At 62.2% G+C, this 24,657-nt stretch carries 26 protein-coding genes; 13 read left to right on the top strand and 13 right to left on the bottom strand.

Going from position 1 to position 24,657, the window contains the following annotated elements:
* Positions 1 to 20 precede the first annotated feature (20 nt).
* Entirely contained in the window at positions 21 to 827 is an 807-nt protein-coding gene (locus ACZ9EJ_RS16710; protein ID WP_046627851.1) for an undecaprenyl-diphosphate phosphatase, read from the top strand.
* 41 nt (positions 828 to 868) lie between these two features.
* Here ACZ9EJ_RS16710 and ACZ9EJ_RS16705 read toward each other — a convergent pair whose 3' ends face one another.
* The 7 genes from ACZ9EJ_RS16705 to dnaN all read right to left on the bottom strand — a co-directional run bounded on the left by ACZ9EJ_RS16705 (position 869) and on the right by dnaN (position 5,917).
* The gene (locus ACZ9EJ_RS16705) at positions 869 to 1,021 is read right to left on the bottom strand and encodes a hypothetical protein (RefSeq protein ID WP_251090415.1); all 153 of its coding nucleotides are present in this window, start codon (positions 1,019 to 1,021) and stop codon (positions 869 to 871) included.
* A 260-nt stretch (positions 1,022 to 1,281) separates the two neighbouring features.
* Positions 1,282 to 2,262 carry a complex I NDUFA9 subunit family protein gene (locus tag ACZ9EJ_RS16700; RefSeq protein WP_046639740.1) on the bottom strand — a complete coding sequence of 327 codons (981 nt, stop codon included), beginning with the start codon at positions 2,260 to 2,262 and terminating at the stop codon, positions 1,282 to 1,284.
* 103 nt (positions 2,263 to 2,365) lie between these two features.
* A complete protein-coding gene (locus ACZ9EJ_RS16695; RefSeq protein WP_046639741.1) occupies positions 2,366 to 2,653 on the bottom strand; it encodes a DUF1330 domain-containing protein in 288 nt (95 codons plus the stop codon).
* 146 nt (positions 2,654 to 2,799) lie between these two features.
* Positions 2,800 to 3,492 carry an orotidine-5'-phosphate decarboxylase gene (gene pyrF, locus ACZ9EJ_RS16690; protein WP_046639742.1) on the bottom strand — a complete coding sequence of 231 codons (693 nt, stop codon included), beginning with the start codon at positions 3,490 to 3,492 and terminating at the stop codon, positions 2,800 to 2,802.
* Entirely contained in the window at positions 3,489 to 4,082 is a 594-nt protein-coding gene (locus ACZ9EJ_RS16685; RefSeq protein ID WP_046639743.1) for a histidine phosphatase family protein, read from the bottom strand. Before ACZ9EJ_RS16685 ends, pyrF begins: the two co-directional genes overlap by 4 nt.
* A gap of 2 nt (positions 4,083 to 4,084) precedes the next feature.
* Positions 4,085 to 4,678, bottom strand: coding sequence for a phospholipid N-methyltransferase PmtA (pmtA, locus tag ACZ9EJ_RS16680; protein ID WP_046639744.1), 594 nt, complete (start codon positions 4,676 to 4,678; stop codon positions 4,085 to 4,087).
* Between the two features lie 120 nt (positions 4,679 to 4,798).
* Entirely contained in the window at positions 4,799 to 5,917 is a 1,119-nt protein-coding gene (gene dnaN, locus ACZ9EJ_RS16675; protein WP_046639745.1) for a DNA polymerase III subunit beta, read from the bottom strand.
* Positions 5,918 to 6,187: 270 nt separating this feature from the next.
* Between dnaN and rsmI the strand changes: the two genes are divergently transcribed.
* The 9 genes from rsmI to ACZ9EJ_RS16630 all read left to right on the top strand — a co-directional run bounded on the left by rsmI (position 6,188) and on the right by ACZ9EJ_RS16630 (position 15,214).
* Positions 6,188 to 7,105, top strand: coding sequence for a 16S rRNA (cytidine(1402)-2'-O)-methyltransferase (gene rsmI / locus ACZ9EJ_RS16670; protein ID WP_046639746.1), 918 nt, complete (start codon positions 6,188 to 6,190; stop codon positions 7,103 to 7,105).
* Entirely contained in the window at positions 7,092 to 7,475 is a 384-nt protein-coding gene (locus ACZ9EJ_RS16665) for a YraN family protein (RefSeq protein WP_080955697.1), read from the top strand. Before rsmI ends, ACZ9EJ_RS16665 begins: the two co-directional genes overlap by 14 nt.
* A gap of 123 nt (positions 7,476 to 7,598) precedes the next feature.
* A complete protein-coding gene (gene ugpB / locus ACZ9EJ_RS16660; protein WP_046627868.1) occupies positions 7,599 to 8,921 on the top strand; it encodes a sn-glycerol-3-phosphate ABC transporter substrate-binding protein UgpB in 1,323 nt (440 codons plus the stop codon).
* Positions 8,922 to 8,998: 77 nt separating this feature from the next.
* On the top strand, positions 8,999 to 9,883 hold the full coding sequence (gene ugpA, locus ACZ9EJ_RS16655; RefSeq protein WP_046639747.1) for a sn-glycerol-3-phosphate ABC transporter permease UgpA: 885 nt from the start codon (positions 8,999 to 9,001) through the stop codon (positions 9,881 to 9,883).
* A gap of 9 nt (positions 9,884 to 9,892) precedes the next feature.
* Positions 9,893 to 10,741 (top strand): sn-glycerol-3-phosphate ABC transporter permease UgpE, encoded by an 849-nt coding sequence (gene ugpE / locus ACZ9EJ_RS16650; RefSeq protein ID WP_046639748.1) that lies wholly within the window; start codon positions 9,893 to 9,895, stop codon positions 10,739 to 10,741.
* Position 10,742: 1 nt separating this feature from the next.
* Positions 10,743 to 11,843, top strand: coding sequence for a sn-glycerol-3-phosphate import ATP-binding protein UgpC (locus tag ACZ9EJ_RS16645; protein ID WP_046639749.1), 1,101 nt, complete (start codon positions 10,743 to 10,745; stop codon positions 11,841 to 11,843).
* A gap of 110 nt (positions 11,844 to 11,953) precedes the next feature.
* Positions 11,954 to 12,457, top strand: a complete 504-nt coding sequence (locus tag ACZ9EJ_RS16640) for a cupin domain-containing protein (protein WP_046627877.1) — start codon at positions 11,954 to 11,956, stop codon at positions 12,455 to 12,457.
* Positions 12,458 to 12,532: 75 nt separating this feature from the next.
* Positions 12,533 to 13,483, top strand: coding sequence for a glutathione synthase (gene gshB, locus ACZ9EJ_RS16635; RefSeq protein ID WP_046639750.1), 951 nt, complete (start codon positions 12,533 to 12,535; stop codon positions 13,481 to 13,483).
* Between the two features lie 195 nt (positions 13,484 to 13,678).
* On the top strand, positions 13,679 to 15,214 hold the full coding sequence (locus ACZ9EJ_RS16630) for a YifB family Mg chelatase-like AAA ATPase (protein WP_046639751.1): 1,536 nt from the start codon (positions 13,679 to 13,681) through the stop codon (positions 15,212 to 15,214).
* A gap of 187 nt (positions 15,215 to 15,401) precedes the next feature.
* Here ACZ9EJ_RS16630 and cysK read toward each other — a convergent pair whose 3' ends face one another.
* Both cysK and dut read right to left on the bottom strand, forming a co-directional pair.
* Positions 15,402 to 16,370: a cysteine synthase A gene (gene cysK / locus ACZ9EJ_RS16625; protein WP_046639752.1), complete on the bottom strand. Its 969-nt coding sequence runs from the start codon at positions 16,368 to 16,370 to the stop codon at positions 15,402 to 15,404.
* Positions 16,371 to 16,499: 129 nt separating this feature from the next.
* A complete protein-coding gene (gene dut / locus ACZ9EJ_RS16620; protein ID WP_046639844.1) occupies positions 16,500 to 16,970 on the bottom strand; it encodes a dUTP diphosphatase in 471 nt (156 codons plus the stop codon).
* 98 nt (positions 16,971 to 17,068) lie between these two features.
* Here dut and ACZ9EJ_RS16615 point away from each other — a divergent pair, with 98 nt between their 5' ends.
* Entirely contained in the window at positions 17,069 to 18,652 is a 1,584-nt protein-coding gene (locus tag ACZ9EJ_RS16615; RefSeq protein WP_046627890.1) for a peptide chain release factor 3, read from the top strand.
* A 15-nt stretch (positions 18,653 to 18,667) separates the two neighbouring features.
* Here the strand turns inward: ACZ9EJ_RS16615 and ACZ9EJ_RS16610 are convergent, their stop codons facing one another.
* Positions 18,668 to 19,612 (bottom strand): threonine/serine dehydratase, encoded by a 945-nt coding sequence (locus ACZ9EJ_RS16610; protein ID WP_046639753.1) that lies wholly within the window; start codon positions 19,610 to 19,612, stop codon positions 18,668 to 18,670.
* Between the two features lie 62 nt (positions 19,613 to 19,674).
* Positions 19,675 to 20,568 carry a LysR substrate-binding domain-containing protein gene (locus ACZ9EJ_RS16605; RefSeq protein WP_046639754.1) on the bottom strand — a complete coding sequence of 298 codons (894 nt, stop codon included), beginning with the start codon at positions 20,566 to 20,568 and terminating at the stop codon, positions 19,675 to 19,677.
* A 110-nt stretch (positions 20,569 to 20,678) separates the two neighbouring features.
* Between ACZ9EJ_RS16605 and ACZ9EJ_RS16600 the strand changes: the two genes are divergently transcribed.
* On the top strand, positions 20,679 to 21,386 hold the full coding sequence (locus tag ACZ9EJ_RS16600; protein WP_046639755.1) for a glutathione S-transferase family protein: 708 nt from the start codon (positions 20,679 to 20,681) through the stop codon (positions 21,384 to 21,386).
* A 72-nt stretch (positions 21,387 to 21,458) separates the two neighbouring features.
* On the opposite strand, the gene otsA is transcribed toward ACZ9EJ_RS16600, so the two are convergent.
* Entirely contained in the window at positions 21,459 to 22,835 is a 1,377-nt protein-coding gene (otsA, locus tag ACZ9EJ_RS16595; protein WP_046627898.1) for an alpha,alpha-trehalose-phosphate synthase (UDP-forming), read from the bottom strand.
* A gap of 17 nt (positions 22,836 to 22,852) precedes the next feature.
* Positions 22,853 to 23,668, bottom strand: coding sequence for a trehalose-phosphatase (gene otsB, locus ACZ9EJ_RS16590; RefSeq protein WP_046639756.1), 816 nt, complete (start codon positions 23,666 to 23,668; stop codon positions 22,853 to 22,855).
* A 191-nt stretch (positions 23,669 to 23,859) separates the two neighbouring features.
* Between otsB and ACZ9EJ_RS16585 the strand changes: the two genes are divergently transcribed.
* Positions 23,860 to 24,654 carry a class II glutamine amidotransferase gene (locus ACZ9EJ_RS16585; protein ID WP_046639757.1) on the top strand — a complete coding sequence of 265 codons (795 nt, stop codon included), beginning with the start codon at positions 23,860 to 23,862 and terminating at the stop codon, positions 24,652 to 24,654.
* The last annotated feature ends 3 nt before the right edge of the window (positions 24,655 to 24,657 follow it).

The raw sequence follows: 24,657 nt of genomic DNA, 5'->3' as shown, positions 1-24,657 counted from the left end.
TGCTCAATAAAGGATTAAGAATGGCGGATCAGTCCATCATCAGTGCGCTCGTCCTCGGTTTGATCGAGGGGTTGACTGAATTTCTTCCCGTTTCCTCGACCGCCCACGTTCTTTTGGCTGGTCATTTCCTCGGTTTCCAATCTCCCGGCAACACTTTCGCGGTCCTGATCCAGCTCGGTGCGATCCTCGCCATCCTGCTCGTTTATGCCCGCAAGCTGCTGCAGATCGCGGCCGACCTGCCGACCAGTCCCAAGGCGCGCAGGTTCGTGGCAACGGTGCTGATCGCGTTCCTGCCCGCGGCGGTGATCGGCGCTTTCGCCCACGGTTTCATCAAGGCCGTGCTGTTCGAAACGCCGATGCTGATCTGTATCATGCTGATCCTCGGCGGCTTCGTGCTGCTCGTGGTCGACAGGATCAAGTTCCAGCCGAAATACCACGACGTGATGGATTATCCGCTGTCGCTCGCCTTCAAGATCGGGCTCTGCCAATCCGTGGCGATGATCCCCGGCACGTCGCGTTCCGGCGCAACGATCGTCGGCGCTCTGCTGCTTGGCGCGGACAAGCGCTCGGCGGCGGAATTTTCGTTCTTCCTCGCCATGCCGACCATGCTCGGCGCCTTCGTGCTCGATCTCTACAAGAACCGTAGCGCCCTGAGTTTCGATGACGGCGCCATCATCGCGGTCGGATTTATCGCCGCCTTTGTCACTGCGATATTGGTGGTGCGCTCGCTGCTCGATTTCGTGTCGAGCCGCGGTTATGCGCCGTTCGCCTACTGGCGAATCGTCGTCGGCGCTCTCGGCCTGATCGCGCTCCTACTGGGAGCATAAAAAGAAGGCGGCTCAAAAGGCCGCCAGCTTTCTCGATCAATTTAGTGACGGATGGATGACGTGCTGCACGGGTCGACGCCGTATGCGGGCGTGCATTCGCTCTTGCCGGCTGCGCCAGTCGTCGGGGCCATGAAGGAGCCCGCGAGGATGATCAGCGCCGCGCATGCAAAAAAGAGGGCGATGGGCTTGCCCATGGAGGAATGCCTTTCGATGGAAGATTTTATCGTCACGGTTGCGCCGCTTGTTTGGTGAGGGAGGATCTATGGGTTGGATTAGAAGAATTCAATAAAGGATTTTGCTGAACCGGCCGTTAACGCGACTGCATCAGCCACTGCGACCTTTGTGCCACAATCCTTGCCCGAAACATGAGCGACAACAAAGGGGTGCCCGAATTTTCAGCGGGCACGGCCGGCATGCCGGAGCGAAATCTATCGCGATATATGGTTAACGAATGTCAGGCGGCGCGGCCGGAACCGGTGTACTGGCCCTGCGGGCGGTACTGCACAAGGTAGGATGGCAGGATCGAAGAGGCGAGCGTCGGGCGGATGCCTATCCCCTGCAGCGTGCGGCCTTCCGTGGCGGCGGCATCGGAAACCACATTATCGGTCTTCAGCAGCTTCACCTGGTCGCTGGTGATCGGCGGCTGGACGAAGGGGATCAGAGACGCGATGCTGCCGATCAACGATGCGATGCCGAAGGGCAACGAGACCAGCGCATTGCTGCGGTTGGTGACGCGCAGTACCGTCTCCAGACACTGGCGGAAGGTCATGACTTCGCCGCCGCCGAGCTCATAGATCTTGCCGGACGCGATCGTACCGTCGACGGAACGGGCGACGGTCTCGGCGACATCCTCGACATAGACCGGCTGGAACTTCGTCTTGCCGCCGCCGATCAGCGGCAGGGCGGGGAAAGTGCGGGCCATGGAGGCGAACTTGTTGAAGAAGCTGTCTTCCGGCCCGAACACGATCGAAGGCCGCAGGATCACGGCATCCGGCAGCGTCGAAAGGATCGTCGCCTCGGCGCGGCCCTTGCTGCGGGCATAGGACGATTCCGAGTTGGCATCGGCGCCGATCGCGGAAATATGGGTGAGCTTGGCGCCGGCCGCACGTGCCCCGTCGACGACCGCGCGAGCACCAAAATCCTGGACCGCGTCGAACGTGTTGCGGCCGCTTTCGAACAGGATGCCGACGCAGTTGACCACATGCGAAGCGCCTTCGACGGCCCGCAGGACCGACTGGCGATAGCGCAGGTTCGCCTGGACCAGCGAGATCTGCCCGACATAACCGGCGGGCAGCAGGAACCCTGCGAGATCCGGGCGGCGGACGGCGACCCGGACCCGATAACCGCGCTTCACCAGCGCGCGCACCACATGCCTGCCGACGAAGCCCGATCCTCCGAAAACGGTGACGAGCGGCGGAAGGTTGTTGATGGTCATGGCGTGCTCCGGGAGCCTGTGGGACGAGATGAGTGCTGTTTAACCGAATCGCGGCGCGGGTGGAAGTGTCTCCACTGCCGCACCGACCGCGACAACCGGGTTCTTAAAGGCCGTCGAGGACGACGATTTCGCCATCTGCCACTTCCTGGCGGATCTTGATGGCGATCGCATATTCGGGCGAATTGTAGCAGTCGATGGCGGCCTGCATCGAAGGGAATTCGATGATGACGTTGCGGGCGCGGGACTTGCCCTCCATCGCAGCCATCGCGCCGCCGCGGGCGAGGAATTTGGCGCCGTATTTCTCGAAGGCGGGCGTGGCCGCTGCGATATAATCCTTGTAGCGTTCCGGATCGCGGACATCGACGCGAGCGACCCAATATCCCTTGGCCATGGTATTTCCTCCAGCGTGTTTTCGGTTGCGATGACTTCAGGCAAATTCCGGGACGAGTCAATATGACGGGCTTGCACCTGTCAGGCGACCACCGGTACTCATCCCGGATCACGACCGGAGAAAACGTCTCCGGTGCCAACCAATTGTCAGAGCACGCCCTGCATCTCGGCGAGGATGGCTTGTGCCGCAGCCTTCGGATCCGGCGCCTTGACGATCGGACGACCGACGACGAGATGGCTTGATCCGGCCCGCAATGCGTCCGAAGTCGTCATGACCCTCTTCTGGTCGCCGGCTTCCGAACCCGCCGGGCGGATGCCGGGCGTGACGATCGCCATTCCGGGGCCGACGATCTTGCGGACCGCAGCCGATTCCTCGGCCGAACAGACGATGCCGCCCATGCCGGCGGCCAGCGCCTGTTCTGAGCGTCGCAGAACCAGCGTGTGCGGATCGTATTCGTAACCGGCATCGACGAGGTCCGTCTCGTCCATCGAGGTCAGGACGGTCACCGCGAGCAGGCAGAGGTCGGAGCCCTTGGCTGCCTCGACCGCGGCGCGCATCGCCTTCGGATAGGCGTGCAGGGTGAGCATGGTCATGCCCATCTTGACGATGTTCTCGACGCCCTTGGCGACCGTGTTGTCGATGTCGAGCAGTTTCATGTCGAGAAAGACCTGTTTGCCGTCTTTCACGAGGTCGCGGGCGAATTCGAGGCCGCCGGCAAATACGAGCTGATAGCCGATCTTGTAGAAGGAAACGGTGTCACCGAGCGTGGAGACCATCTTTTCGGCTTCGCCGATGGTCGGAATATCGAGGCCTACGATGAGGCGATCACGAGCGTTCATGCCTGGAACCCTTCCCATTTTTCGATGGGCGTCCAGTCGCATGAGAGCGCCCGATCCGCAAGGGTGAAGCAGAAGAGATTTCCCCCGCCACCCGGCTGGTCCCGGTCACGGGCGATCGGGGAGCCGGTGAGGTGGCATTTCAACAGCGTTCCAACGCCGCCATGGCCGACGAAGGCGATCGGCACGTGTGGATCGTGATCGGCGAGAATTCTGGTGACCGCCGAAACGATGCGGCTCTGGGCGTCCACGGCGCGCTCCCAGCCCTTAAAGCTCTCTTCCGGGTGGGCGAAGAACCAGTTGGCAGCATCCTCGAACAGCGGCGGCGGCAGAAAGCCTGTCGCCGAGCGGTCGTTCTCGTGGGTGTCGTGCGCAATCTCGACCGAAATCCCGGAGGCGGCGGCTATGATCCCGGCGGTCTCTATCGCTTTCACCTCGTCGCTGGAGATGATCCGGCCGAGCTTCTTTGCCCAGTCGGACTGTGCGGCCTCATGTGCGCGGGCAGCGCCGACATCCGAAAGCCCCCATTGAGGCACCGGAACGTCCGGATCGATACGGACCTGCGGATGAGTGATGTAGAGACCGAATGTCATGGTCAGCCGCGGCTATAGGTCCAGAGCTGAGCCGGGGGAATATTGCGGACCACGAAGTCGTAATGCTTGATCCTGTAGCGGTCGGGCTGGGCGATGATCGGCGAGACCGGGCCGTAGGTGATCTGCATCACGGGCCGGCCGGCAGGGATGCGGTCGAGCAGGTCCTCGAGCATCGCGATGCGACGCTCCATCGGGAAGCTCAAAAGCGGGATCGCCGAAACGACGCTGTCGAAGGTCTTGTCCTTCCAGGCGCCGAGCGTGCGCTTGAGATCGAAGGCGTCGCCGTTGATGAAGTTCACACCGGGATAGGTACGGACGAGATGCTGGAAGAAATCGGTCGAATATTCGACGGAGACGAGCTTGTCAGGCGAGACGCCGTGCTTCAGGATCGCCTTGGTGATGATGCCGGTGCCGGGTCCGAGCTCGAGCACGGGCAGGCCGGAGCCCGTGTCGATGACGCTTGCCATGCGTTTGGCGGTGACGGAGGAGGTGGGGCAGATCGCGCCGACCCGTTTGGGGCCGTCGATCCAGCCTTTGAAGAACCGGATCTCGTCGTCGAACTTGCGGCCAAGCCGCTCCTTCAGGCGCAGTTCCATTTTTTTATCATCTCCCTTTTCGCCCCATGTGGACCATCATGCCGCAAAAGCAAGGAAAAATGTCGCACCGGGAAAACCGCATGAAAAAGGCGGCTGGAGTTTTCCAGCCGCCTGGATGATTTAAACCCGCATCGGCATCAACACATAGAGGGCATCATCGCCCGCCGTGTCGCGTACCAATGTCGGAGAACCGGCATCCGCCAGCATGAAGATCGCGTCGTCGCCGGAAAGCTGGGCGGTGATGTCGAGCAGATATTTGGCATTGAAGCCGATTTCCATCGGATCATTGTCGTAACCGACCGCAACTTCTTCCGTAGCACTTCCCGAATCCGGGTTGTTGACCGTCAGCATCAGCTGGCCGTCGTTCAGCGACAGTTTCACGGCGCGGCCGCGTTCGGAGGAAATGGTCGAGACGCGGTCGACGGCCCTGGTAAAGCTCTGGCAATCGACGCGCATTTCCTTGTCGTTGCCGGTCGGGATGACCCGCTGGTAATCCGGGAAAGTGCCGTCGATCAGCTTCGAGGTCATCACGACCGAGCCGATTGTGACGCGGATCTTGGCATCCGAAACCTCGACCGTGACGACCGCTTCCGGATCGTCGACCAGTTTCTGCAGCTCGCCGACAGTCTTGCGGGGAATGATGATGCCCGGCATTCCCTCCGAGCCCGACGGCGCCTGCACATCGGCGCGCGCCAGACGGTGACCGTCGGTGGCGACCGCGCGAAGCTTCAGGTCCCCGTCGGCTTCGATCGTGTGGAAGAAGATGCCGTTCAGGTAATAGCGGGTCTCCTCGGTGGAGATCGCGAACTGAGTGCGGTCGATCAGCATTTTCAGATCGGTCGCCTTCAGCTTGAACGTATGCGTGAAGCTGCCGGCGGTGAGATCCGGGAAGTCCGATTCCGGCAGGCACTGCAGCGAGAACTTCGAACGGCCGGATTGCACCGTCATCGAGCCGCCGTCCGGGTTGGTCGCGAGCAGCACCTCGGAACCGTCCGGCAGCTTGCGGACGATTTCATAAAGCAGGTGTGCCGGAACCGTCGTGGCCCCGGCTGTTTCGACCATGGCCGGCAGGACCTCGGTGATCTCGAGATCGAGGTCGGTCGCCTTCAGGTCGAGGCTGGCGCCGGACGCCCGCATCAGCACGTTGGAGAGGATCGGGATCGTGTTCCGCCGCTCCACCACGCGATGCACGTGGTTCAGCGACTTCAGAAGGTTGGACCGCTCAAGAGTAATACGCATGGACGCTATCGCTTTCGACCGTGGCGATCCGGCAGGGCCGGACCCCTGATATTCTGCCGGCTTTGGACCAGCCGGATGATGTGGACGGGCAAAATGGCAGACAACCCGTTCGAAAAGCAAGAGGTGAACAAGGCGTTAGCAAGTCATTTCACATCTGTCTCACGCACTGCACACAGAAAATATGCGTTCTCAACAGCTTGCCCGTTACTTGCCGAAGCCGGTCGGCTTGCCCATAAAGGCACATGACCATCCATCTGCGCGTGACGCCCCTTGACCGATGAACCGAAGAGCAGCCAGCGAGGCTATCGCGTCGCCAATACTTTCGTGCCCGCGCGGCCGCTGGAGCCGGCGCTTTATCTGGTCGCAACTCCGATCGGCAATCTCGGCGACATCACGCTGCGGGCGCTCGAAACGCTTTCCGGTGCCGATGTGCTGGCCTGCGAGGATACTCGGGTGACCCGCGTGCTGCTCGACCGCTACGGCATCGTCAACCGACCCTACGCCTATCACGAGCACAATTCCGACGAAGTCGGGCCGAAGCTGATCGCCGCGCTGGAGGAGGGGAAATCGGTGGCGCTGGTCTCCGATGCCGGCACGCCTCTCGTTTCCGATCCCGGCTACCGGCTCGGCCAGATGGCGATCGAGGCTGGCCACAAGGTTGTGCCGATCCCCGGTGCTTCGGCGCCGCTCGCAGCCCTCGTCGGCTCCGGCATGCCGTCCGACGCATTCCTGTTTGCCGGTTTCCTGCCGGTCAAGGACAAGGGCCGGCGGGACCGGCTGGCCGAGCTTTCGAAAGTGCCGGCGACCTTGATCTTCTTTGAATCGCCGCATCGCATCGGCGCAACCCTCGCTGCCGCTGCGGAAGTCCTCGGGAATGGCCGGCGTGCGGCGGTCTGCCGCGAGTTGACGAAGACGTTCGAGGAATTTCGCCGCGGCACGCTGGAGGAGCTTGCGGCCTACTACAATGACGATCGCGTCGTGAAGGGCGAGATCGTGCTGCTGGTGGCGCCGCCGGAGGCCGAGGAGCCTCCCGGCGAGATCGAGGTGGACGCGCTGTTGCGCCAGTTGGCGGTTGCCATGCCGGCCGCCAAGGCCGCCGCCGAAGCTGCCCGCGTGACGGGACTTCCGCGCAAGGACCTCTATCAGCGGCTTCTGGACCTGAAGGGCGAGGCGGGTGGCGGAGAGTGACCCGGGCCTGAAACGCCGCAAAGTAGAGCGGCAGAAGGCTCAGAGACGGGGCCATGTCTCGGAATATCTCGCGGCACTTTATCTCCTGGTCAAGGGTTATCGGGTTCTGGCGATCCGTTACCGCACCAGGCTCGGGGAGATCGATCTGATCGTCCGCAAAGGCGATCTGGTAGCCTTTGTCGAGGTCAAGGCGCGGATCGGCGAACAGGAGGCGATCGACGCCGTCGGTTACGTCACTCAGAACCGAATTCGAGCAGCCAGCGATGTCTGGCTTTCAAAGCGGCAGGATGCCGCGAGACTGTCCCGGCGTTACGATGTGATCGCGGTGCTTCCGGGCCACCTGCCGCGGCATTTTGCGAACGCTTTCTGACGCTGATGTGAAATTGTTGCATAGGTGTGCAATGTAACATTTCTGACATGAAACTGTTAAGGGCCTGTCACAGCGTAGCCCTATTGCGATCCTCACCCCAACAAAGGTGGAGAGGACCTTAAAATGTTCAAAAAGCTTTCGATGGCCGCGCTCGCGGTCGCACTGTCCGCGACCTCGTCGCTTGCTGCGACCGAGGTCACCTGGTGGCATGCCATGGGCGGCGAGCTCGGCAAGAAGCTCGAAGAGATCGCTCAGAAGTTCAACGAGAGCCAGAGCGATTACAAGGTCGTTCCGGTCTACAAGGGTAGCTATCCGGAAACGTTGACCGCCGCGATCGCTGCGTTCCGTGCCGGCCAGCAGCCGGCCATCGTTCAGGTTTTCGAAGTCGGCACCGGCACGATGATGGCCGCCAAGGGCGCCGTCTATCCGGTCTACAAGCTGATGGCCGATGAAGGCGAGCCCTTCGACACCAAGACCTTCCTGTCTCCGGTCACCGGCTATTATTCCGATACGAAGGGCAACATCCTGTCGCTGCCCTTCAATTCCTCCACGCCGATCATGTACTATAACAAGGACGTCTTCAAAAAGGCCGGCCTTGATCCCGAGGTTGCCCCGAAGACCTGGAAGGAAGTCGAGGAATTCTCGAGGAAGATCGTTTCCTCCGGCGCGGCCAAGTGCGGCCTCACCTCGGCCTGGATCACCTGGGTCCAGACCGAAAACCTTTCGGCGCTGCACGACAAGCCTTTCGGCACCCTGCAGAACGGTTTCGGCGGTGTGAAGTCTGAATTCACCTTCAATGGTCCTCTGCAGGCCAAGCACTGGGCAAACCTGAAGAAGTGGCAGGACGAAGGCCTGTTCAAGTATGGCGGCCCGGTCGGCGGCGACCAGGCGGCGACCATGTTCTATTCCCAGGAATGCGCCATCACGATGAACTCCTCCGCAGGTCGCGCAGGCGTCATCAACAACGCCAAGACCTTCACGCCGGGCTTCGCTCCGCTGCCTTATTATGACGACGAGATCAAGGAGCCGAAGAACTCCATCATCGGTGGCGCCACCCTCTGGGTGCTGAACGGCAAGGAAAAGGCGACCTACAAGGGTGTGGCCAAGTTCTTCAGCTATCTCTCCAAGCCGGAAGTCCAGGCCGATTGGCACCAGTTCACCGGTTACCTGCCGATCACCAATGCTGCGTACGATCTCGGCCAGAAGCAGGGTTACTACGCAAAGAACCCGGGTTCCGACATCGCCATCAAGCAGATCACCCGCGGTACTCCCTCGGAAAATTCGAAGGGCGTGCGGTTCGGCAACTTCACCCAGGTCCGCACCATTGTCGACGAAGAGTTCCAGGCACTCCTCGCCAACAAGAAGGACGCCAAGCAGGCGCTCGACAGCGCGGTGCAGCGCGGCAATGCGCTTCTGCGTGAATTCGAGGCTGCCAACTCGAACTGATTGTTCCGATTGCTCAGGGGAGGACCGGCTGCCGCCGGCCCTCCCTTGCTTGCTTGTTACGTTGTGGTGAGGGACCGGTGGATACCAAAAGAACAACCTTCAACAACCGCCTGCTGCCCTATCTGCTGCTCGCGCCCCAGCTCGCTATCACGCTCGTCTTCTTCATCTGGCCTGCCGCGCAGGCCGTGAAATCCTCCTTCGAGCGGGAAGATCCGTTTGGTTTCTCGACCGTTTTCGTAGGGTTGACCCACTATCGGCAGTTGTTTGCGGACCCGAACTATCTGGATGCGCTCTGGCGCACCGCCGTATTCGCGGTGTCCGTCACCGCCCTTTCGATGCTTCTCGGCCTGGCATTCGCGGCAGCGGTCGACCGCCTGGCGCGGTCCGCAAAAATCTACACCACTCTGCTTGTCTGGCCCTATGCCGTCGCACCCGTCGTGGCGGGCGTCCTGTGGTGGTTTCTCTTCAATACATCCACCGGCCTGCTGCCCTTCTTCCTGGAGCGCATCGGCATTCGCTGGGACCATGATCTCAACGGCACGCATGCCATGATCCTGATCATCATCGCGGCAGCCTGGAAGCAGATCTCCTACAACTTCCTTTTCTTCCTGGCCGGGCTGCAGTCAGTGCCCCAGTCGCTGATCGAGGCCGCCGCCATCGACGGTTCGGGCCCGGTGCGGCGCTTCTTCACCATCTCTCTGCCGCTTCTGTCGCCGACGACGTTTTTCCTGTTCATCATCAACGTGAACTATACGATGTTCGACACCTTCCCGATCGTCGATGCCACGACCGGCGGCGGTCCCGCCCAGGCAACGACGACGCTCGTCTACAAGGTCTACCAGGACGGTTACGTCGGTCTGAACATAGGTTCGTCCTCGGCGCAGTCGGTATTGCTGATGTTGATCGTGATGCTGCTGACCTTCGTTCAGTTCCGCTTCGTCGAACGCCGCGTCCAGTATTGAGGAACGATCATGGTTGAAAATCGCCCCTTTCTGACCTTCCTCACCCACGCATTCCTGATCCTGGGATTTCTGGTGGTGGCTCTGCCCGTCTATGTCGCGATCGTGGCGTCGACCCATGACGTCTCGACGCTGATGAGCGGACCTGTCCCGCTTCTGCCGGGCTCGCATCTCATCGAGAACTATTCGACCATTCTGACGAGCGCCGCCGCCGCTCACGGCTTGCCCAACTATTCGCACATGGCGCTGAACTCCCTGATCATGGCGTTGGCGATCACGGTCGGAAAAATCGCCATCTCGATCCTTTCCGCCTTCGCGATCGTCTATTTCCGGTTTCCGTTCCGGCTGCTGGCCTTCTGGATCATCTTCGTGACCCTGATGCTGCCGGCGGAGGTACGCATCATGCCGACATACAAGATCGTCGCCGACCTCGGCATGCTGAATTCGTGGGCCGGCCTGACCATCCCCCTGATCGCATCGGCCACGGCGACCTTCCTGTTCCGCCAGTTCTTCATGACGGTCCCCGACGAGCTTCTGGAAGCGGCCCGTGTGGACGGGGCAGGCCCTATGAAGTTCTTCCGGGACATCCTGCTGCCGCTCTCGCGCACCAATATCGGCGCGCTGTGCGTCATCCTCTTCATCTATGGCTGGGTTCAGTATCTCTGGCCGCTCCTGGTGACCACCGACCCCGGCTATTACACGCTGATGATGGGGATGAAGCGCATGGTCACCGTCCAGGACGGTGTCATCCAGTGGCAGCTGGTCATGGCAGGTTCCGTTCTCGCCATGCTTCCCCCCATCCTCGTCGTGGTTTTCATGCAGCGGTTGTTCATCCGCGGGCTCACTGAAACGGAGAAATAACATGGCTGGAATTCACATTTCAGAAGTTTCGAAGATCTATACCGGCGGCGTGAAGGCGGTAAGCTCCGTCTCTATCGACATCGTCGACGGCGAGTTCATCGTCCTCGTCGGTCCTTCGGGCTGCGGCAAGTCCACGCTGCTGCGCATGGTTGCCGGGCTGGAAGCCATTTCCGCGGGCGAGGTCAAGATCGCCGGACGGGTCGTCAACCAGATCGAGCCGGCCGAGCGCGATATTGCCATGGTCTTCCAGAACTATGCGCTCTATCCGCATATGACGGTCTACAACAACCTCGCCTACGGCCTGAAGAACCGCGGCACGCCCAAGGCCGAGATCGACGCTCGTGTCGCCGAAGCCGCCCGCATGCTGGAGATCACCCAGTATCTGGAACGCAAGCCCCGCCAGCTTTCCGGCGGCCAGCGCCAGCGTGTCGCCATGGGCCGCGCCATCGTCCGCAAGCCGGCAGCCTTCCTGTTCGACGAGCCGCTCTCCAACCTCGACGCCAAACTGCGTGTTTCCATGCGCGGCGAGATCAAGCGCCTGCAGCGCCGCCTCGGTACCACATCCATCTACGTGACCCACGACCAGCTCGAAGCCATGACGCTGGCCGACCGCCTGGTCGTCCTGAACGGCGGCCAGATCGAGCAGATCGGTGCACCGCTGGAAGTCTACCACGCGCCGGCCTCCACCTTCGTTGCAAGCTTCATCGGCTCGCCGGCCATGAACCTCGTCAAGGGCGAGCTGCATGGCGACAAGCTGGCGATCGGCCCGGCGATGGTCGCCCTCAACGGTTTCGCGCCGACCTCCGGTGCCGTCACCGTCGGCGTCCGCGCCGAGGATCTGCGCATCGCCCGCGACGACGAGGAGGCTCTGCCCTTCCGTCTCGAATATACCGAGGAACTTGGTGCCCAGCGCCTGATCCACGGCACCGTCGGCGACCAGCAGATCACCGCTGCCGTTTCTCCGGAGATTGCGCTGTCGCCGGACATGCGCATTGCCGTCGATGCCAAGCGCCTGCACTTCTTCTCGATCGAAACGGGCAAGCGCCTGCCGGGCAACGTTCCGGCGGAGGCAAAGCTTGCGCCGGTCGAACCGGTTATCTGAGGGCCCAATCCGAAATTGAGGCCGATCGTTAAAATTCTAGCATCGGCCTGAAGAGTGGGCTTACTCTTTGCCACTAGCATCTCCCGGAATTGACAGCTTCCGGGGGAAAGATGAGTTGGCACGTCCTCGCCGCGACCGCAGCGGCAATTGCATTTCGGTACAAGTCCTACACGCCCGAGAAGCCGAAGGTTAAGCCGTTCATCGGCGCCTGCCCGCATTCTCTTGAAATGAAGCCGATGCCGATCGAGCCCACATGGGTGCTCGCCGGCGATCCGCAGGCGCGCGCCGGTTCCCATTCCACCGCCGAGGACGATTGCGCGACGACCGGCGTATGGGAATGTACCGCAGGCGAGTTCCGCTGGTATTTCCACTGGGACGAAACGGTGGTGATCCTTGAGGGCGAGGTGCACGTGACTGCCGAGGACGGCACTGAGCGTGTCCTCCAGGCAGGCGATGTCGCCTATTTCAAGGGCCGGACCTGGGCCACCTGGCGGATCGACAAATATCTGAAGAAGGTCGCCTTCATCCGCCGGCCTTTCCCGAAGCCGATCGCCATGCTTTTCCGCCTGCGCAACATGTTGCGGGCAAAGACGCAGGTCGGCATCTCCGCGTGATATCGGCCGGATTGCAGTTGCCTTTGGAAGCCCGCCATCCTACATCAGGCGGGCCAATCCTAGGGGGCTGAAGTCATGGCGAAAATCCGCAAGGTCGCGTTCCAGATGGACCACATCTCCGGCATCAATATTGCCGGCGATTCCACCTTCGCCATGGCGCTCGAGGCGCAGGCGCGTGGCTTCGAACTGTTTCACTACACTCCCGACCGCCTGACCATGCGCGACGGCAAGATCTTCGCCGCTGTCGAACCGTTGCAGGTACGCGACGTCAAGGGCGATCATTTCACGCTCGGGGAGAAGGAACGCATCGACCTCTCGGAGATGGACGTCGTTCATCTGCGCCAGGATCCGCCCTTCGACATGGGCTATATCACCTCGACGCATCTGCTCGAGCGCATCCACCCGAAGACGCTTGTCGTCAACGATCCGGCCTGGGTGCGCAACTCGCCGGAGAAGATCTTTGTCACCGAATTCGCCGACCTGATGCCGGCAACACTGATCAGCCGCGATCCGGGCGAAATCGCCCGCTTCCGGGAAGAGATGGGCGATATCATCCTGAAGCCGCTCTACGGCAATGGCGGTGCCGGGGTTTTCCACTCCGCCCGCGACGACCGCAATTTCACCTCGCTGCTCGAAATGTTCGGCCAGATGTATCGCGGCGAACCCTATATCGCCCAGGCCTATCTGCCGGCCGTGCGCAAGGGCGACAAGCGCATATTGCTGGTGGATGGCGAGCCGGTCGGCGCGATCAACAGGGTTCCCGCCGAACACGACAGCCGCTCCAACATGCATGTCGGCGGCCGCGCCGAGGCGACCGAGATCACGCCGCGCGAGAAGGAAATCTGCTCCCGCATCGGACCCGCCCTGCGCGAACGCGGCTTCATCTTCGTCGGCATCGATGTGATCGGCGACTACATGACCGAGATCAACGTCACGTCCCCGACGGGCATCCGAGAAGTCAAGAAGTTCGGCGGCGCCGACGTCGCAAGCCTCCTCTGGGATGCGATCGAGGCAAAACGCGCCTGACGAAGGCAAGGCGTTTAGGATACGGATCGCCTTTGTTCTCGCGATACAACCGCCTGCAATCCACATGCAGCGGATGCGTGAAATTGTTCGTTCAATGTTCTTGTTCCATTCTTATTTCTATGCCAGATTGCAATTCCTGGCACGGAAAGCGTGTATCGCTGGCGTCCCGGACATGAAGTTAGGGGCGGGGTGGATATGGTTTCGCGCGTCAGCACGGTCGCATTCCAGGGCATAGAAGGCGTTCCGGTCGACGTGCAGGTCATGGTCGGGCCGGGCAAGATCAACATGCATATCGTCGGCCTGCCGGACAAGGCGGTAGCCGAGAGCCGCGAGCGGGTGCAGGCGGCATTGCACGCCTCGGGACTTGCCATGCCGCCGAAGAAGATCACCGTCAATCTGGCGCCGGCCGACCTTCCGAAAGAGGGATCCCATTTCGACCTGCCGATCGCGCTGGCACTCATGGCGGCGCTGGGCGCCGTTCCCGGAGATGCGCTTACCGGTTATGTGGTGCTTGGGGAACTGAACCTCGACGGCACGCTTGCGCCTGTGGCCGGCGCACTTCCGGCGGCAATTGCCGCCAACGCCCTGGGAAAGGGCCTGATCTGCCCGGCCGACAGTGGCGCGGAAGCCGCCTGGGCCGGCGCCGATATCGATATCGTCGCACCGCGCAGCCTGATCGCGCTTGCAAACCATTTTCGTGGCACCCAGGTCATCTCGCGTCCACAGGCGGCGATCCGCGCCTTGCCCGCCAACTTGCCGGATCTGGTCGATATCAAGGGTCAGGAAAGCGCCAAGCGGGCGTTGGAAGTCGCCGCCGCCGGTGGGCACAACCTTCTGATGGTCGGCCCTCCCGGCTCCGGCAAATCCATGCTGGCGGCGCGGCTGCCCTCCATCCTGCCGCCGCTCTCGGCCGCCGAGCTGCTGGAAGTGTCGATGATCCATTCGATCGCCGGGCAACTTTCCGGCGGCAAGCTTTCCGACCGCCGGCCCTATCGCACGCCGCATCATTCGGCCACCATGGCGGCACTCGTGGGCGGCGGCCTGCGCGCCAGGCCCGGCGAAGCGTCGCTTGCCCATCACGGCGTGCTGTTCCTCGACGAATTTCCCGAATTCTCGCCGCAGGCATTGGATGCGCTTCGCCAGCCCTTGGAAACCGGCGAGTGTATTATCGCCCGCGCCAATCATCGGGTTTCCTATCCCGCCAGCATCCAGCTCGTCGCCGCCATGAACCCGTGCCGCTGCGGCATGGCGGGCGAACCCGGCCATTCCTGCGCCCGTGGGCCGAAATGCATGTCGGACTACCAGGGGCGCATTTCGGGTCCGCTGATGGACCGGATCGATATCCGCATCGACGTGCCGGCGGTCTCGGCCGCCGATCTCATTCGCCCGATGCCGGCGGAAAGCAGCGCCGACGTCGCCAGGCGCGTGGCGGCAGCACGTGACAGGCAGCGGGAGCGTTTCGAACATGCCGGTTTTCCACGGGTACTCACCAATGCCCGCTGCTCGACGGCATTGATCGAGAAGATCGCCGAACCCGATCCGGGCGGCCTCCAGCTACTCAGGGATGCGGCGGAAAAGCTCAAGTTCTCGGCTCGCGGATACCACCGCATATTGAAGGTCGCCCGCACGCTCGCCGATCTCGACGGCAAGGACACCGTCGGCCGCATCCATCTCGCCGAGGCGATTTCCTACCGCATGGTCGGCGAACGGCTGGCGACGGCCGCGGCGTGAGGCAGAAGGTTAGGGATGGGGTTGCGAAGGCCGGTAGGTGGCGATGAATTAGCTCTGCGGCCAGGGCAGGCGGTCACCGATGGCCAAGCTCCACTTGGGCGGACCGCGCTTAGGCAGACGCGGATAGCATACCCTTCCGTCGTCATCCTCAGGTCAAGCCCGAGGACGACGACCTGAAGAAGTGCAGCTAACCCCCCAACCCCTCAAACAGCGCCGTCGACAGATAGCGCTCGGCGAAGGACGGGATGATGACGACGATGGTCTTGCCGGCATTTTCCTCCCGGCTGCCGACTTCGATAGCGGCCTGCAGCGCCGCACCGGAGGAGATGCCGACCGGTACGCCTTCGAGCCTGGCCACCAGTCGGGCCATCTCCATCGCCTCACCGCTGTTGACGGTGATGATCTCGTCATAGATGTGGGTGTCGAGGATTTTTGGCGCAAAGCCGGCGCCGATGCCCTGGATCTTGTGCGGGCCCGGCTGGCCGCCGGAGAGTACAGGCGATTCCTCCGGCTCGACGGCAATGACCTTGAGCGCCGGGTTGCGCTCCTTCAGCACCTGGCCGGCGCCGGTGATCGTGCCGCCGGTGCCGATGCCGGAGACGAAGATATCGATCTTGCCGTCGGTATCGTTCCAGATTTCCTCGGCCGTCGTCTTGCGGTGGATTTCCGGGTTGGCCGGGTTCTCGAACTGTTGCGGAATGATCGCGTCCGGCAGCGTCGCGGCGAGTTCTTCCGCCTTGGCGATCGCCCCCTTCATGCCTTTCGGCCCTTCGGTCAGCACCAGTTCGGCGCCGAGCAGGGCGAGCATCTTGCGCCGCTCGATCGACATCGTTTCCGGCATGGTGAGGATCAGCTTGTATCCCTTGGCGGCGGCGGCGAAGGCGAGCGCAATGCCGGTATTGCCGGACGTCGGCTCGACCAGCGTCGTCTTGCCGGGCGTGATCTTGCCCTGGGCTTCCAGGCTCTCGATCATCGCCACCCCGATGCGGTCCTTCACCGAAGCGATCGGGTTGAAGAATTCGAGCTTGGCCAGAAGATTGGCCTTCACGCTCTTTTCCCTGGCCAGCTTGTCGAGGCGCACAATCGGCGTGTCGCCGATGGTTTCGGTGATCGAGGAATAGATGCGGCCGCGTCCCGGCTTTCTGGTCTCTGGCATGGTGCTCTCCCTGAGTTTGGAGAGAAGTTAGGGCGTGTTACCGGCGAAAGCCAGCAAGGCGGAACCCGCCGCAAAGAGAAATGGAAATTTTGTTCCCGGAAGTCGCCGGCAACGAAAACGCCTTTGCGTTCAAAGGCCGGTCGAGCCGAAGCCGCCGGCACCGCGGGCAGTCGTGGAGGTTTCGGTAATTTCGGCCACCCGAGCCTGGGTCACCGGCGCGATCACCATCTGCGCGATCCGCATACCGCGGGTGATGACGAAGTCCTCGTCGCCGAGGTTGACCAGCAGTACCTTCACTTCGCCGCGATAATCGCTGTCGATCGTGCCGGGCGTGTTGAGGCAGGTGATGCCGTTCTTGAAGGCAAGGCCGGAGCGCGGCCGCACCTGGGCCTCGAAACCTTCCGGGATTTCGAAGATGAAGCCGGTCGGTACCAGCGCCCGTTTGCCGGGCGTGATCGTCAGCGGCATGTCGGTCTCGACGGCGGCGCGCAGGTCCATGCCGGCAGCACCCGCGGTTTCATAGGCTGGCAGGTCGAGGCCGGCGCCGTGAGGGAGCCGGACGAGATTGAGCTTCGGCGAGGAGGGGGCGTGAATATTCATCATGTCATTTGCCGACCCGGTGTTACTCCGGTCAAACACGAATTGAAAGTTATCCACGGAGTCGTTAGATACGCGGCAACGTAAAGGATCTAGAAAAAATGCCCGAAACGATTGCCGAGGCGGTTTCCCGCCGTCGCACATTCGCAATTATTGCCCATCCAGACGCGGGCAAGACGACGCTGACCGAAAAACTGCTGCTGTTCGGCGGCGCTATCCAGCTCGCCGGCGAAGTGAAGGCGAAGAAGGATCGCATTCAGACGCGGTCCGACTGGATGAAGATCGAGCGCGAACGCGGCATCTCGGTCGTCACCTCGGTGATGACTTTCGAATATGACGGCAACGTCTTCAATATTCTCGATACGCCGGGCCACGAAGACTTCGCCGACGACACCTATCGCACGCTGACGGCGGTGGATGCCGCGGTCATGGTCATCGACGCGGCAAAAGGCATCGAGCCGCGGACGCTGAAGCTGTTCGAAGTGTGCCGCATGCGCGATATCCCGATCATCACCTTCATCAACAAGATGGACCGCGAAAGCCGCGATCCCTTCGAGATCCTGGATGAGGTCGAGGAAAAGCTGGCGCTCGACACCGCTCCGGTCACCTGGCCGATCGGCCGGTCCAAGACCTTCTGCGGATCCTACCATCTGGCAGACAATACGGTTCGCGGTTCGGATACCGAAATCAAAGCGACCCCGGTCAACGGACCTCAGAGCGTTGCCGATCGCCTGCCGGAAAACGAACGGGCGGCCTTCGTCGAGGAGACCGAACTGGCGATCGAGGCTTGCCGGCCGTTCGACCGTCAGGCCTTCCTCGAAGGCCACATGACGCCGGTCTTCTTCGGCTCCGCATTACGCAATTACGGCGTGCGCGACCTGATCGACGCGCTTGGCGATTTCGCGCCGCCTCCGCGCGACCAGGTGGCGGATGTCCGCACCGTGCATGCCACCGACGAGAAGATGACCGCCTTCGTTTTCAAGATCCAGGCGAACATGGATCCCAACCATCGCGACCGTATCGCGTTTGCGCGCATCTGCTCGGGCAAGCTGGAGCGCGGCATGAAGGCGCGGCTGGCGCGTACCGGCAAGCAATTGGGGCTCACGGCGCCGCAATTCTTCTTCGCCTCGCAGCGCCAGCTCGCCGACACCGCCTATGCGGGCGATGTGGTCGGCATCCCGAACCACGGCACGCTGCGCATCGGCGACACGCTGACCGAGGGCGAACAGCTCGTCTTCCAGGGCGTACCGAACTTCTCGCCGGAAATCCTTCGCCGCGTGCGGCTGGAGGATGCCATGAAGGCGAAGAAGCTGAAGGAAGCCCTGCAGCAGATGGCGGAAGAGGGTGTCGTTCAGCTCTTCTCCCCGGAAGACGGCTCGCCGGCCATCGTCGGGGTCGTCGGCGCGCTGCAGCTCGACGTCCTGAAGGAACGGCTGCAGGGCGAATACGGCCTGCCGGTTTCCTTCGAAATGTCGCGCTTCTCGATCTGCCGCTGGATCTCTGCCGAAAATCAGGCGGATCTCGACAAGTTCCTGACGGTCAAGCGCGGCGATATCGCCCGCGATCTTGATGGCGATCCGGTTTTCCTGGCGCAGGACAGTTTCTCGCTGCGCTACGAGTCGGAGCGTTATCCGGCCATCAAGATGGTCGCGATCAAGGAATATCAGGTCGCGAAAGCGGCCTGATACCGTTCCGGTGTCTTAGCCGAACTTGACCGCTGTCGTATTGGACCCGCAGACCAGCACGCAGACGCGCTCATCGGGGCCGGGAACATATTTGCCGGACAGCAGGGCTGCGAAGGCCGCTGCACCGCCGGGTTCGGCAACGATGCGGGCGCCGGCCCAGAGTGCCTTCTGAGCCGCGAGGATTTCGTCGTCGGTGACCAGCAGCGGAGGCTGGACATATTTCTGCGCGACAGGGAACATCAGTTCGCCGACCTGCTTCGGCGCCAGCGAATCCGCCGCGATGCCGCCGGCCGGCGCATCCACGGGGCGGCCGGCCTTGAAGGCTTCGTAAAGCGTCGGCGCACCGTCGGATTCCACCGCGACGATCTTCACCCGGCCGCGGAACCAGGAGGCGATGCCGCCGATCAGCCCGCCGCCGCCGACGGCCACGAGCAGCGTCGTCATCTCGGGCAGGTCGTCCTCGATCTCCTTGCCGAGCGTGCCCTGGCCGAGCAGGGTTTCCACCTGGTCATAGGCATGGGCGGCGATTGCACCGCTCGTCGCCACATAGGTCTGGCTCGCGGCCAGTGCATCGTTGTAGCGATCTCCGCCGACCACCAGCTCGGCACCATAGGAGCGAATGAGGTCGATCTTCGCCTGGGAAGCCACGCTCGGCACGAAAATATGCGCCGGAACGCCGAGCCGCATCGCCGCATAGGCGACAGCCGCCCCGTGATTGCCGCCGGACGCGGCGACGACGCCGGCCGTGGGGACATTGCGTGTCAAGAGGTTGGTGAAGGCGCCACGGGCCTTGAATGAGCCGGAATGCTGCAGCAGTTCGAGCTTCAGGTCGATCGGCAGTGGTGTCCCGCCGAAATCGCGCATGTCCACGCGCATGACCGGCGTGCGGCGGATATGCGGGCGGATGAGCTTCTCGGTTTCCGCGATACGTTCTGGCGTGACTGTGTGTTCGATCGACATGACGGCCTCTTGGGAATCGAAAGGCCATGGGTAGCCGCCGGGCCGCCGAAATGAAAGTCCCTTTAAGCGCCGATCCGTTCGCTGAGAAAATCGACGACGGCGCGCACCGCCGGAAGCTGCCCGCGTCGGTGCGGCATCAGGATCGTCGTCGTGATGCTGCCGGCGGTCCAATCGGGCAACAGGCGGATCAGCCTGCCCTCGTCAAGCGCCCCGCGGCAGACGGAAGTCGGCAGGCAGGTCAGGCCAAGGCCTGCCATCGCTGCCTTCATGATCACCATCGGCTCGTCGGCGGAAAGCACGGATCTGGGTGTCACGACGACCGCTTCGCCATCGCCTGAGGCCAACTTCCAGACCATGTCCGTCGGGCCTGCGGTGACCGCCTTGTGTCCGGCGAGATCCTCCGGCCGTAAGGGCTCGCCATGGATGCGAACATAATCCGGTGAGGCGACGACGAAGAAAGGATGCGTCGCAAGCTTCTTCTGCAGCAGCGTCGAATCCGGCAGCGGTGCCTGGTGGCTGCGTACTGCAATGTCGAAACCCTCCTGAACGATATCGACGAACCGGTCGCTCACATGCAGCGAAAGATGCAGTTTCGGATATCGTGCCGAAAGCTCGGCGAGATGATCGGCGAGCGTGAATTGTGCGGTCGGCACCGCAGCCGTCATTCGCACGATGCCGCTCGGCTCGCCGAGATGGGTACGCACGATGGTCTCCGCCATCTCCGCCTCGATCACAGACGCCTGCGCATGCCGGAAGAAATCGCGGCCAAGATCGGTCAGCGAAAAACTGCGGGACGTCCGCTGGATCAGCCGCACGCCCAGCCGGTCCTCAAGTTCCGCCACGCGTTTGCTGACGGTGGATTTCGGCACGCCGAGCCTGCGCCCTGCCGCGGAAAAGCCGCCATGCTCCACGGCCTGCACGAAGAAATAGAGATCGTTGAGGTTGGGCAAAGTCATCCTCAGCTTCCATGTCTGTAGACTTAAAGGCGGAAAATTGGCGTCTACCGCGCCAGCGTCCATAAAATCATATTGGCGGTGTCTCAAAGTTTCAATCCAGGGAGTATGAAATGACACCGATCCTGTTTTACGGCGTTCCGGAAGGATGTTCCTTCGGCTCGATCGTCGCGCTTGAATGGACCGGCGCGCCTTATCGGCTGTGCCGCGTCGAAATGCCGGCCGTGGTTTCGAGCAAGGCCTACAAGCCCGTCAATCCGATCGGCGAAACACCCTCGCTGATGCTGCCGGATGGCCGGGTGATGAGCGAAAGCATGGCGATCCTCAACCATATCGCCGCGCGCACGGTGGCGAAGGGCTGGGGTTTCGATCCGAAATCGGAAAAATTCGACCGGCTGAACCAGATGCTGGCCTTCCTCAATACCGCTTTCTTCAACGCCTTCGGCCCGCTCTGGTACACGGTGGAGCACGAACTGGAGCCGCAGGCTAAAGAGGCTCTTCGCGCTTACGGCATCGCCAAGGTCGAAAAGGCACATGCGCAGCTCGAAACCCTCCTTGATGGCCGCGATTGGCTGCTCGGCGACGGGAAGAGTTTTGCAGACGCCTATTTCGCCGGCATCGCCCGCTGGAACGATTTCCACCGGGTCGTCGACCGTAGGCAGTTTCCGGCGCTCAATGCGCTCTACGAGCGCCTGCAGCAGGACCCGGCAGTACGGTTCGCCTGGGCCATTGAGCATCAGGAGGAGGCGCAGACCAGCGGCCAGTTCCTCGGCCATGTGAGCCTGGAAGAAGTGCTCGGATCTCTGAAGCAGGCGGCGTGATCGCCGAATTCATACGCAGTGATGGCGTCCTTGGGGACGCCATGACCAAGCATCCTGAGACTTTTAAGGGGCTTATGCCGCGGTGAGGTCCTTGAGGAAGTCGTCGCACCAGCGGGTGACGTCGTGCTCGAGGAGATGCTCCATCATGCGGCCCCAGCGCTCCTTGCGCTCCTCGATCGGCATGTTGATGCCGCGCGCGATCGCGTTCGCCGTTCCTTCGATGTCATAGGGATTGACCAGCAGCGCCCCACGCAGTTCCCGCGCCGCGCCAGCGAAACGCGACAGCACCAGAACGCCCGGGTTTTCCGGATCCTGAGCCGCGACATATTCCTTGGCGACCAGGTTCATGCCGTCGCGCAGCGGCGTGACGAGTCCAATCTTGGCAAGCCGATAAAGGCCGGCCAGAACCGGCCGGCCGATCGAGCGGTTGATATAGCGGATCGGCACCCAGTCGACCGTGCCGATCGCACCGTTCACGCGGCCCGCCTGCTCGGCCACCATCCGCTGCATCTGCTCGTATTCCGGCACTTCCGAGCGGGATTTCGGAGTGATCTGCAGGTAGGTGACGCGGTTGTGATGGGCGGGGTTGGATTTGACGAAGTGCTCGAAGGCGTCGATCCGCTGGGTGATGCCCTTGGAGTAGTCCAGCCGGTCGACGCCGATGATCAGGTCGCGCCCTTCGATACTCTGCTTGGCCTTGCGCACGATGATATTGCTCGCCGCTTTCTTCGCGTATTCGGCAAAGGCGGCAGTTTCGATACTGATCGAATAGAAACCGCCCTTGAAGGTCCGCCCGTAGGAGCTCAGCTTCCCCCCCTCCAGTGCGTCGCCGATGCCTTCGCGCACGAGTCCGCCGACGAAATTGGCGAGGTCGTGGTCCGTCTGGAACCCGACCAGATCGTAATACGACAGCCCTTTCATGATCTCCTCGTGAACGGGCATGGTGAAGAGCACGTCAGCCGGCGGCCAGGGAATGTGCAGGAAGAAGCCGATCTTGTTCTTGAGGCCCATCTGGCGCAGCTCCGCGGCCAGCGGAATCAGGTGGTAGTCGTGTATCCAGATGACGTCGTCTTCCTGGATGAGCGGCGCCAGCTTGTGGGCGAAGAAGCGGTTGACGCGGAAATACCCAGCCATTTCCTTGCGTCCATATTCGGCAAGGTCCATCCGGTAATGACAGATCGGCCAGAGCACGCGGTTGGCAAACCCGTGGTAATATTCCTCGACATCCGTCTTGGTGAGATCGGTGAGCGCATAGGTGATGTTGCCGTGCTGCTGCATATCGAGCGGTGCCGGCTCCTTGGCGCCGCTGGATTTGCCGGACCATCCCATCCAGATGCCGCCGTGCTCCTCCAGGGCGGCCTGCAGCGCGACAGCCAGCCCGCCGGCTGGGGCATCGCCGCTCTTTTGCGGCAGGGAGACACGGTTCGAAACGACGACAAGTCGGCTCAAGATATTGTCCTTTCAGCTCACGCGGCATCGGTGTTTAGGCCACCCGCAAGCGTTTCGATTGCCGCGCGCAATGCAGCGGCCGAGGGGAGGGTGGATTTGGCTTCCGTGTCACCCGGCGTCTCGGTGATACGGATGGAATGGCCGCCGAGTTCGTTGGCGGTGCGGAACATCGCCTCGTCGGTCACGTCGTCACCGATCGCGATTGGTCTTCGGCCCTTGAACGGCGGTTGATCGAGAAAGGCCTGCAAGGCGTGGCCCTTGCTCGCCTGGGCCGGCCTGATCTCCATCACCATCTTGCCGTGCTGGAGCGTGAAGTCCGGCCCGGCCATATCGAGGTAGCGGGGCATGGCCGCCTCGACAACCTCGCGTTGCTGCGGCGCCTGGCGATAATGAGCGGCCACGGCCGCACCCTTGTCCTCCACCAGAACACCCGGCCATTGACTGGCTTCGCGCAGAAGAGCCGCCTTCACATCCTCGAACGCGGCGTTGATCTCGACGCGGCTGATCGCCCCTGAGGGATCGCGGCGTTCGGAGCCGTGCAGGCCGGCGATCGGGAATTTATATGGCGTGAAAAGCCGGTCAGCATAGGGAAGGGCCCGGCCTGTGACCAGCGCCAGCGCGCCGCCAAGCCTCATGGAAAGACGATGCAGGTTTTCGGGCAGCTTCGGCGGTACGACGATCCCGTCCGGGGTCTCGGCAAGCTCGATCAGCGTGCCGTCGATATCGAGAAACAGCGCCCATCGCTCCGGTTCGAGCGTGAGCCTGGCGAGAACGGGATCCCCCGGAATGAGCGCTTCTGCTGCAGCTGGGCTCGACTGTTCTTTACGCGACATGTGCCTCTATCTAGGCCGCCAAACTCCGGCGGCAACCTCGAAAGATCACGCCTTGTCGCAAAAAGTGATAGGTTCTTTAGCAAGAAACCGGCATGAAGCCGTCGGATTCATGTTTCATTAAGCCTTTGTCGGGACCCTGAAGTCCTGGATCAGTCCGCGAACGGGCGGCAAAGTCGGAGCAGAAATAACCCATGTGTCGTTGGGCAGCCTATCGTGGCGAACCTCTCTATCTCGAAGAACTCGTATCCTCACCGGCCCATTCCCTGATCGAGCAGTCCCATTGCGCCACCCGCGCCAAGACCGCGACGAATGGTGATGGTTTCGGTATCGCCTGGTACGGAGATCGGCCGGAACCCGGCCGTTACCGCGACATCCTGCCGGCGTGGTCGGACTGCAATCTGAAGAGCCTGGCGCGGCAGATCCGTTCGCCGCTCTTCCTCGCCCATGTGCGGGCGGCAACCCATGGCGCGACGCGACGCGACAACTGCCATCCTTTCGTCCAGGGCCACTGGTCATTCATGCACAACGGCCAGATCTCCGGCTTCGATCGCATCCGCCGGCACATGGAGGGCATGCTCTCGGACGCGCTGTTCGATGCCCGCACCGGCACGACCGATTCCGAGCTTCTCTTCCTGCTCGCGTTGCAATTCGGCCTGGATACCGATCCGTTCCAGGCCATGGAAAGGGCGATTGCCACGGTCGAGGACCTGTCTATCGAAAAATCGGGCGAGGCATTGGTGCGCTTCACCGCCGCCTATTCCAACGGGCGGGAACTCTACGCAGTGCGTTACGCCACCGACCATAAGCCGCCGACGCTCTATGCGGCGCCAATGGGTGGCGAGACGGGTCATTGCCTCGTGTCCGAACCGCTGAACGACGAGGCCGATACCTGGGTGGAAATCCCGGACGGCAGCGCCGTCGTCCTTGATGGCGATGGCATGCGGGTCTCGCTCTTCCGGCCGAATGCGCTGTCCGAGGCAGCCTGAAAT

The sequence above is a fragment of the Neorhizobium sp. USDA 3394 genome, assembly GCF_056280385.1.
The sequence above is the reverse complement of the archived record's forward strand: the minus strand, read 5'-3'. Positions and strand labels throughout refer to the sequence as shown.